11 protein-coding genes and 1 tRNA gene are annotated in these 8,994 nt (G+C 69.2%); 9 read left to right on the top strand and 3 right to left on the bottom strand.

Annotated features, from left to right (window positions below; translation table 11 throughout):
* The 4 genes from glp to AB0C29_RS21095 form a co-directional block, all read left to right on the top strand.
* Positions 1 to 949, top strand: a 949-nt coding sequence (glp, locus tag AB0C29_RS21110; RefSeq protein ID WP_360822516.1) for a gephyrin-like molybdotransferase Glp, incomplete at its 5' end; no start/stop codon positions are given.
* Positions 946 to 1,590, top strand: coding sequence for a GNAT family protein (locus AB0C29_RS21105; RefSeq protein WP_360822514.1), 645 nt, complete (start codon positions 946 to 948; stop codon positions 1,588 to 1,590). The genes glp and AB0C29_RS21105, both read left to right, overlap by 4 nt.
* Before the next feature lie 152 nt (positions 1,591 to 1,742).
* A complete protein-coding gene (locus AB0C29_RS21100) occupies positions 1,743 to 2,513 on the top strand; it encodes a hypothetical protein (RefSeq protein ID WP_360822518.1) in 771 nt (256 codons plus the stop codon).
* 79 nt (positions 2,514 to 2,592) lie between these two features.
* Positions 2,593 to 2,666, top strand: a tRNA-Ala gene (locus AB0C29_RS21095).
* A gap of 262 nt (positions 2,667 to 2,928) precedes the next feature.
* On the opposite strand, the gene AB0C29_RS21090 is transcribed toward AB0C29_RS21095, so the two are convergent.
* Positions 2,929 to 3,351 carry a DUF6292 family protein gene (locus AB0C29_RS21090; RefSeq protein ID WP_360822512.1) on the bottom strand — a complete coding sequence of 141 codons (423 nt, stop codon included), beginning with the start codon at positions 3,349 to 3,351 and terminating at the stop codon, positions 2,929 to 2,931.
* Positions 3,352 to 3,409: 58 nt separating this feature from the next.
* Positions 3,410 to 4,171 (bottom strand): GntR family transcriptional regulator, encoded by a 762-nt coding sequence (locus tag AB0C29_RS21085; protein ID WP_360822510.1) that lies wholly within the window; start codon positions 4,169 to 4,171, stop codon positions 3,410 to 3,412.
* A gap of 357 nt (positions 4,172 to 4,528) precedes the next feature.
* Between AB0C29_RS21085 and AB0C29_RS21080 the strand changes: the two genes are divergently transcribed.
* Positions 4,529 to 4,804 carry a hypothetical protein gene (locus AB0C29_RS21080; RefSeq protein ID WP_360822508.1) on the top strand — a complete coding sequence of 92 codons (276 nt, stop codon included), beginning with the start codon at positions 4,529 to 4,531 and terminating at the stop codon, positions 4,802 to 4,804.
* Between the two features lie 14 nt (positions 4,805 to 4,818).
* Here the strand turns inward: AB0C29_RS21080 and AB0C29_RS21075 are convergent, their stop codons facing one another.
* Complete coding sequence (locus tag AB0C29_RS21075; RefSeq protein WP_360822506.1) at positions 4,819 to 5,787, bottom strand: aldo/keto reductase; 969 nt, start codon at positions 5,785 to 5,787, stop codon at positions 4,819 to 4,821.
* Between the two features lie 131 nt (positions 5,788 to 5,918).
* Between AB0C29_RS21075 and AB0C29_RS21070 the strand changes: the two genes are divergently transcribed.
* The 4 genes from AB0C29_RS21070 to AB0C29_RS21055 all read left to right on the top strand — a co-directional run bounded on the left by AB0C29_RS21070 (position 5,919) and on the right by AB0C29_RS21055 (position 8,921).
* Positions 5,919 to 6,221: a GNAT family N-acetyltransferase gene (locus AB0C29_RS21070; protein WP_360822504.1), complete on the top strand. Its 303-nt coding sequence runs from the start codon at positions 5,919 to 5,921 to the stop codon at positions 6,219 to 6,221.
* Between the two features lie 79 nt (positions 6,222 to 6,300).
* Positions 6,301 to 7,062, top strand: a complete 762-nt coding sequence (locus AB0C29_RS21065; protein WP_360822502.1) for a phosphodiesterase — start codon at positions 6,301 to 6,303, stop codon at positions 7,060 to 7,062.
* A 78-nt stretch (positions 7,063 to 7,140) separates the two neighbouring features.
* Positions 7,141 to 7,506 carry a VOC family protein gene (locus AB0C29_RS21060; protein ID WP_360822499.1) on the top strand — a complete coding sequence of 122 codons (366 nt, stop codon included), beginning with the start codon at positions 7,141 to 7,143 and terminating at the stop codon, positions 7,504 to 7,506.
* Between the two features lie 191 nt (positions 7,507 to 7,697).
* Entirely contained in the window at positions 7,698 to 8,921 is a 1,224-nt protein-coding gene (locus tag AB0C29_RS21055) for a GAF domain-containing sensor histidine kinase (protein WP_360822497.1), read from the top strand.
* Positions 8,922 to 8,994 lie beyond the last annotated feature (73 nt).

Below are 8,994 nucleotides of genomic sequence, written 5' to 3'. Positions count from 1 at the left end.
GGTGGCGGCCGGTGCGCCGCTGCCGATCGGGGCCGACGTGGTCGTGCCGGTGCACTGGACCGACCAGGGCATGGCGGCGGTGGAGATCCTGCACGCCCCGAAGCGTGGATCCGGCGTCCGGCGGGCGGGCGACGAGCTGCCCGTCGGCCGGGTGCTGGCGTCCGCGGGCTCGTACGTGACCCCGGCGATGGTGGCGGTCTTCGCGGCGTCCGGGATCGGGCACGTCGTGGTCCGGCCCAGCCCCCGGGTGGTCGTGGTGGCCACCGGCGACGAGCTCGTCGACGTGGGCCGGCCCAGCCAGCCCGGCCAGGTGGTGGACGCCAACTCGCACGCGCTGACCGCGGCCGCTGTCGAGGCCGGCGCGCTCGCGTACCGGATCGGCATCTGCGACGACGACCCCGAGGGCCTGCGTGGCCTGCTGGAGGACCAGACGCTTCGGGCCGACCTGATCATCACCACCGGGGGTACGGGCACCGGCCCCGGCGACATGCTGCGCCGGGTGCTGTCCCGCCGCGACCACGGCCGGGGCACGGTCGAGTTCACCGACGTCGCCCTGTGCCCGGGCGCCACCCTCGGCTTCGGCACGGTCGGCGGCGAGGAGGTCCCGGTGGTCTGCCTGCCCGGCGAGCCCGGCGCCGCCCTGATCGGCTTCGAGGTGCTGGCCCGGCCGGTCATCCAGCTGCTGGCCGGCTCCGAACCGGTGTTCCGCCCCAGCGTCAAGGCGCACCTGCTGGAGACCGTGTCGTCACCCGGCGGGCTGCGCGAGTTCCGCCCGGCACACGTCGCGGAACGGCGCGGCGGTGGCTACACTGTGCAGCCGCTCGCCGGAGGGCCGTACACTCTGTCCGGCCTCGCCGAGGCCAACGGTCTGCTGGTGCTCGGGGAGCGGGTCACCGCGGCGGCAGCCGGGTCGACCGTCGACGTGTTGCTGCTCGACCGGAGGCGATGATGCTGGGGTCCACGCCCGGATGGCCTGCCGTCCTGGCGGAGGGATCCGTGCTGCTCAGGCCGTACCGCCGCAGTGACGCGCGGGCCTGGTCCGAGGTCCGGATCGCCAACCAGGCGTGGCTGAGCCCGTGGGAGTCGGCACCGCCCGGCCCGTGGGCGGAGATGAACTCCACCCGCGCCTACCTGTACGTCTACCGCGACATGAAGCGGGCCGCCCGGCACGGCGACAGCATGCCGTTCGCCGTCTGCTTGCGCGAGAACGACGGCAGCGAGCGGCTGGTCGGGCACATCAATCTGGGCAGCATCGTGCGGCGGGCGTTCGGCTCCGCGTACGTGGGCTACTGGGTGGACTCGCGAGTGGCGGGACGCGGCGTCATCCCGACCGCGCTGGCGCTGGCGGTGGACCACGCGTTCGGGGCCGGCGGCCTGCACCGCGTCGAGATCAACATCCGTCCCGAGAACGGCCCCAGCCGGCGCGTGGTGGAGAAGCTCGGCTTCCGTGAAGAGGCGTACCACCCGCGCTACATGCACATCGACGGTGCCTGGCGCGACCACCTCGGCTACGCGATGACCAGCGAAGAGGTCGCGGCCGAGGGCGGTCTGGTGGCCCGCTGGCGGCGCCTGCGAGCCAACGCCCAGTAGCCCGCCACAACTTATTTGATCATCACGACGGTACGTCCCCGGCGCGGCGTGCCGTTAAATCGTGACTCCCGTGCGTAGCCTCGGGGAGATTAGGACTTTTGTGTGCCCGGAGCCACCGGCCCGGGCACCGCAGGCTGACGGGAGGGGTGAGGGTGCCGACCTCGGTGCTCCTCGCCGTCCTCGCCGCCGCCGGGTTGCTCGCCCTCGCACCGGCGCTCGTGCGCCGGTACGACGCCACCGAGCGCCTCGCGGCGGAGCGGGCGTCGTCGACGGCTCGGGTGCTGCAGCGCCGCCGTCGGCTCCGCACTGTGCCCGGACGCCGACCGGTCAACCCCGGACGCCAGTATCTGGTTACGTCGCGGACCCTAACGGGTGACCCGGCCCCGGTATCGGCCGCCCCCGTATCGGCGCCCCCGGCCCGCAAACTACGCCTGGTCCCGGCCCGCCGGCCGGTCCGCCGCCCCCCGGTGCGCCGCCAGACCCCGGCAGTGGTCCGCCGCCGCCGCGTCTTCGCAGCGCTGCTGCTGCTCAACATGATCGAGCTGATCGGCGTGCTGGCGGTCGGCCCCGGCTTCTGGATCAGCTTCGCGGTGACCGGCACCCTGCTGGTGATGTATCTGGTGCACCTGCGCAACCGCGCGATCGCGGACCGGCACCGGCGCCGCGTCGAGGCCCGGGAAGCGGCCTGGCTGGCCGCAAGACAAGCAGAGGTACGGCGAGAGCAGGCGCGCAGGGCGGCGGCACGAAGGGAAGCGCAGCGTCGGCTGGCGGCCCAGAAGGAAGCCGTACGGCGGGCAGCGATGGGCCTGGACCGCGACCCGTCCGACCTGCCGGCCGCGGTCAACGGCGGCTCGGTGTCGTACCGCCGGGGCGGCGGGCTGCGCGGCCGACCGTACGAGGCGGGCGGCCGGGGCCCGAAATGATCTTTCCGGCGCGCCGGGGAGGGTGATTCGCGGGGGGCCGGGCGGACCTGTTAGCCTTGCTGCGGTCCTACGGGACCGGGGGGCTGTGGCGCAGTCTGGTAGCGCACCTCGTTCGCATCGAGGGGGTCTGGGGTTCAAATCCCCACAGCTCCACGAGATCCTGGGATCCCTTCGTCCGCGTAGTGCGCGGACGGGGGGATCTCGTCATTTCTGCTCCGGGGGCCGAGCCCCCGGACGCCCCGCGGTGTAGTGGGCGGCTGGGTGCTTCGGTTGCGGTCCGCTGTAGTGGGCGGCTGGGTGCTTCGGTTGCGGTTCGCTGTGGTGGGCGCTGGGCGGTTCGCTGTGGCTGGCGGTTTTTCTTAGGCGAACAGCCGCCCTTTGGCCGGTTGGCTTTGGGGCGGCTGTTCCTGTGAGCTCAGTTGGTGGCTAGTGCCTCTTCGCCGGCCTTGCGGAGGGCGCCTTCGAAGCCGTCTTTGTCGGAGAGCCGACGGTATACCTCTACAGCGGTGCGGACGCCGTTCAGGAAACGGTCGACAACATCGTTGGCGGAGGGCAGTACGCCGCCGCCCAGCCCGGCGGAGTCCACGAGCATCGTGCGCTGGCCCTGTTCGCCGCAGACGAATTCGCCGCAGTACCAGCCCTGCTCCTCGTTCCACACCAGGGCTTCGGACTCGTTGATGCGGATCGTGGCGTCGCGTGGATCGGGGTAGAAGGGGTCGAGCCAGGATTCGGTGACCTTCACGTCCCGCGCGATGAGTGCTTTGACGACGGCGGTGATGTAGGGGCGAGTCGCCTCCACCGAAGGATTCCAGTGTGCCTTCGGAAGTACGTTGTTCATGACGCTCTCTTCTGGTTCGTAGCAATTGTTGGTGTAGCTCTGCCGTCCGTGCCGGATGTCAGGATGGCACCTCACCCTCATTTATCGTGATTTCCGCGCGGTCCGGGTGGAAGACCGTGATGGTGAGCCGAATCGGGACGCCGTCGGGGGCGTAGGCGATTCGCTTGTGCTCGATGACCGATCGTTGGCTGCTTGCCCGCAGATCAAAGAATCGCTCTTCCGTCTCATCGACGGGCCGGACCCGAATGGTGTCTTTGTAACCGACCTGCTCGAGCCCGAGGGTTTCGCTGAGGTAGCGGACCGTTCCCTCGGCCAGATCGACCGGGTCCATCAGTCGTTCGGCGCCACGTTGGACAAGGCCTCGTGAGTAGAAGCTCGTCTGCAGTGAGAAGGGGATCCCGTCGATGAATCGTTCCTGATGCCGGCTGATGACGTGAGCGTCAGGCTCCAGTGCGAGCGCGACGCTGATGTCAGGCCGTGTCGTCTGGATCTCCACCCTTGGCGCCGAGGCTGAGGGGACTCGTTGCTGCTCTTGGATCTCCCGCTCGTACGCCGCTCCCTCGCCGCCGCCGAAGCCGGTTTCCGGATCTTTGGTCACCGTGATCACGAACGGGACGATGCTCTGTTTGACGAAGGTTCCCTTGCCGGAGAAGGCCTCGATCAAGCCCGCATCCACCAAGGTCTTGAGGGCGTCGCGCACGGTGTTGCGCGAAGCGTTGTATTGATCTCGCAGCTCGAGCTCCGTCGGGAGCTGTTGACCGGGCCGGAACTCCCCGGCTTCGATCTTGGCTCGAAGTTGCTCAGAAATGATCTTGTACATCGGCGAACCCGCCATGCCGGTTCCTCCTCGCTCAAGACCCCAATGTGGCACCCCGGCAGCTTTGTTTCATTCCTACCAACACGTAGGATAGGTCAAACGCCTAAAGGTTTGGGACGTTTGGAAGCTACACCCCGAGAGTATCCCAGGACTGTCAAGCCATCTGGGACTTATGCCGGACAGTCCGGCGTTTCTCTGAGCCGTCCCGTACTGCCGTAGGCCGTCCCACCGGATCTGGGAGGTGGTCATGAGGTCAACGAACAGCATCGCCCGGGCGCCTCGCCGCGCGGGTGATGGGGGCGGCGCTCGGCGAGACCAGTCGGCGATCGGGCTCGAGCACTCCGGCCTGGGAGCGGTGACATGACCGAGTTCTGGGCGCTGCTCGGGCAGTTCGTCGGCCGCCCTTCACTCGTGTGGCGCCTGGCCTGGCTTGTGTTCTGCCTGGTGGTCATGGTGCTGTTCGGGGCCCGCACGCTCTACGAGATCGCACCGTCGGTGCTCGCCGGAGCTACTGGCACCGCTCCGAAGGCGACACCGTCACCGAGGGACTTCGGTCATCTGGTGACCTGGGTGCTCCCGACCGTCGTGTGGATCTTCATCGTTGTCGCCGGAACCTATATCGTCTTCTGGCGGTGACCGTCGGCTGCGGTTCACCACCAGTAGTTGTCCTGGGGTGTGTACGGCTTCTCAAGCTCGGCGATCTCGTCTTCTGTCAGCGTGAGCGACAGCGCGGCCGTGGCGTCCTTCAGGTGGTTCGGCTTTGTCGCGCCCACGATCGGGCAGGAGACGACCGGCTTGGCGAGGACCCACGCCAGCGCCACCTGGGCCATTGGCACAGCGCGGGCTTCCGCGACCTTCTGGATCGCGTCCACCACCGGCTTGTCGGCGTCGCGGTCGAATGCCGTTGCGACGGTGTCCGACGATGACCGGGCCGTCTGCTCTCCCCAGGGGCGGGTCGCCCGGCCCTTCGCCAACGGCGAGTACGGGGTCAGCCCCACACCCTCATCGAGGCACATCGGGATCATGTCCCGCTCCTCCTCGCGCTTCAGGACGTTGTACTGGTCCTGCATCGCTGCGAAGGTCGTCCAGCCGTTCCGGGTGGCCGTGTGTTGCATTTTGGCGAACTGCCACGCCCACATCGAGGATGCGCCGAGGTAGCGGACCTTTCCCGCGGTCACCAGGTCGTGCAGGGTCGCCATCGTTTCCTCGACCGGTGTCTCCGGGTCGAAGCGGTGGAGGTAGTAGACGTCGATGTAGTCGGTGCCGAGCCGGCGCAGGGAGGCTTCGACCTGTTCCAGGATCGCCTTGCGGGACAGGCCGCTGCCGCCCGGTCCCTCGTGCATCTTGCCGCTGACCTTGGTGGCGAGCACGATGTCCTCGCGGCGGGCGAATCGGCTGATCGCCCGGCCGACGTACTCCTCCGACGTGCCGCCCTGGTAGACGTTCGCGGTGTCCCAGAACGTGACTCCCAGCTCGACGGCCTGCTGGAAGAACACGGCCGCCGCGTCCTCGTCCAGCGTCCACCGGTGCAGGCCGGCGCCCGGGTCGCCGTAGCTCATGCAGCCCAGGCCGATCCGGCTCACGCGCAGGCCGGTCCGGCCGAGTCGGGTGTATTCCATGTGCTGCCTCTTCCGTGGTGATGTGCCGTCGTCGCTCAGCTTGAGCCTTCCACGCCGACGGTGCACGTGGACCAGCTGTTCGCAGCCCGACGGGCCGTGTTCGTCAGGATCGGCCGTGCTTGGATGGCGGGATGACGTTCACGGTGACCGACGTGCCCGAGCGGGAGCGCTTCGAGGCCCACGACGAGGCGGACGCGCTGGCCGGTGTGCTCACCTACCAGCTGACCGGCAGCATCATCGCCTACACCCACACCAAGGTCGACCCCCAGTTCGAGGGCCAGGGCGTCGGCTCGGCCCTAGCCCAGGCGGCGATGGACGATGCGCGGGGCAAGGGCCGGACCGTCGTGCCGATCTGCCCTTTCCTGAGCGGGTGGCTGGACAAGCACCCGGAATACGAGGCGATCGTGGCCCGGTCGACCCGCAAGGTGAAATAGAAATGGCGTCCTGTTTTTGACGCTGTAGGAGTTACGACCGATCGGTTGCCCGGCGCGACTTGCGCCGGATCATGGGCGCATGACGACGTTCATCGCTCAGCTGAGCGACTCGCACATCACCACCGGGGCGCTCGGGGCCGGGCCCGCCACCGGTCTGCAGCTGGCTCTCGCCCGGGTCATGGGACTCGACCCGCGGCCCGACTGTGTCGTCATCACCGGCGATCTCACCGATCACGGCCGGCCCGACGAGTACGCGGCGCTCAAGGAGATCATCGGCGATTTTCCGCTGCCGTTGCACCTGGTGACCGGCAACCATGACTGCCGGGGGCCGCTGCTCGATGTTTTCGGCGGCCAGCCCTACTACGCGGTCGAGTATCCGGAGTTCACCCTGGTCGCGCTGGATTCGCTGGTGGAGGGTTCGCCGGCCGGGCGGCTCGGGGCCGCTCAGCTCTCCTGGCTCGATGACATGCTTCGGCGCCGGCCTGACGTACCGGCAATGATCGGTCTGCACCATCCGCCCATGCCGGTCGGCATCCGGTTTCTCGACGGCATGCGACTGCTCGACGGTGACGCGTTGCGCGAGGTCGTCGCCGCGCACGGCAATGTCGCCCGGGTGATGGCCGGGCACGTGCACCGTCCCATCACCGCCGCCTTCGCCGGCAGCGTGCTCACCGTCGCGCCCAGCCTGTGGCGTCAGACCGGGCTGCTGCTCAACTCCGACGCGCCGCCCGGCTATCTGGCCGAGCCCACCGGGTTCCTGTTGCACATGATCGAGGGCGATGATTGCGTCACCCACACCGTGCAGGTCAGTCACGCCGCTGCTCTGCTCGGCGCATACTGACTGCCGCTCGGCGCACGGGGATCAAGGAATGTCGTACCCCGGAGATACGGTCTAGGTGGGCTGGGAGAGGGGCTGACCATGATCGACCATGTTGTCCTCGGGGTGCACCACATCGACGACAGTCGGCACTTCTACGAAAACGCGCTGCGCCCGCTCGGGGTCAAGGTCCTGGTGCAGGAGCCCGAGCTGGTCGGTTTCGGCGACGACAGCGGCAAGCCGTTCTTCTGGCTGGCCCTGCGTGAGCCGTCGCACCGGGTGCACGTGGCCTTCGCCGCGCCGGACCGGGCCGCGGTCGACGCCTTCCACGCCGCCGCGCTGCACTCCGGCGGGGTCGACAACGGACCGCCGGGCCTGCGGCCGGAATACCACGCCAACTACTACGGCGCCTTCGCCTTCGACGCGGACGGCAACAACATCGAAGCGGTCTGCCACCGCCCGGCCTGACGGGAGGACGGCCTGACCGGAGGACGGCCTCACCGGAGGACGGCCTCACCGGAGGACGGCCTCACCGGAGGACGGCCTCACCGGAAGGACGGCCTGACCGGAGCCCCGGCCACCGGCAGCAGAAGCTGGCAAAAAGGGCGCATCGCTACTTTCGGGTGGTATTCCTGGAGTGTCTCCAGGAGGTGACAGTCATGCCAGCACCCCTGCCCAGCAACGAAGCCGACCGGCTCGCCGCCCTCTACGAACTGCACGTGCTCGACACCGCCCCCGAGAGCGACTTCGACGACATCGTCAAGCTCGCCTCGACGGTCTGTGGCGTGCCGATGTCGCTGGTCAGCCTCATCGACATCGATCGCCAGTGGTTCAAGGCCAAGATCGGCACCGATCTCACCGAGACGCCGCGCGACCTGTCGTTCTGCGGTCACGCCATCCTCGGCAAGGACGTGCTCGTGGTGCCCGACGTCCGCGACGACCCGCGGTTCGCCGACAATCCCGTGGCCGGCTCACACCAGGGGATCCGGTTCTACGCCGGGGCGCCGCTGATCACCAGCGACGGCTTCGCCCTCGGCACCCTGTGCGTGATGGACTCCCAGCCCCGCAAACTCGACGTCGAGCAGGTGCAGGCGCTGCGGGCGCTGGCCCGGCAGGTCACCTCGCAGCTCGAGCTGCGCCGGTATGCGAGCGCCCTGGCCAACACCACCGCCCGTCTGCAGGAGCTGGAACGCCGCAAGGACGACCTGGCCGGCCTCGTGGGCGGGGAGCTGCGGGCGCCACTACGGCTGATGCGGTCGTACCTGGCTGATCTCGGCCACACCGGCCACCACGACGCCGAGCTGGCCGACCTCGTCGGCCGGGCCACCGCGGCGCACGTGCGCGGGTTCAGCGACCTGCTGGACCACCTGGGCTCGATGGCCGAGGTCGGCAGCGGCGCGGACAGCCTGCACATGCGCCAGATCGACCTGACCCGGCTGACCCAGCGGGCCGTCGAGGCGATCCGGCCGATCGCGGCGACCAAGCAGATCTGGATCCTCAACCAGGCCGGCGGCCCGTCGCTGCCGATCATCGCGGATCCGGTACGCCTGGAGCAGGTCCTCATGCACCTGCTGTTCGCGGCAGTCAAGTACACCCCGACCGGTGGCCGGGTCCGGGTCGGCACGGAGATCGAGTCCGGTCCCACCGTGCGGCTCGACGACATGGACATGCCGGACGGGATGCGCCCCGACCTGTTCCCGCACCTGTACTACGGCGCGATCGCCAACCCGGCGGTCCTGCACGGCCCGGACCAGGGTCTGGCCGTCGCCAAGCGGGTCCTCGACGCCCACCACGCGACGGTGGCGCTCTCCGACCGCCCCGGTGACGGGACCTCGCTGCACGTCGTCTTCCCGTTCGCCGAACGCGAGCTGGTCGACGCCTGACCCGGAGCACCGCCTGAACGACGGGGTCCAGGCCGCGGTGCGCGGCCAGGGCCAGGGCGAAACGCTGGGCGAG

The sequence above is a fragment of the Actinoplanes sp. NPDC048791 genome (assembly GCF_040650095.1).
Classification (GTDB): domain Bacteria; phylum Actinomycetota; class Actinomycetes; order Mycobacteriales; family Micromonosporaceae; genus Actinoplanes.
The sequence above is the reverse complement of the archived record's forward strand: the minus strand, read 5'-3'. Positions and strand labels throughout refer to the sequence as shown.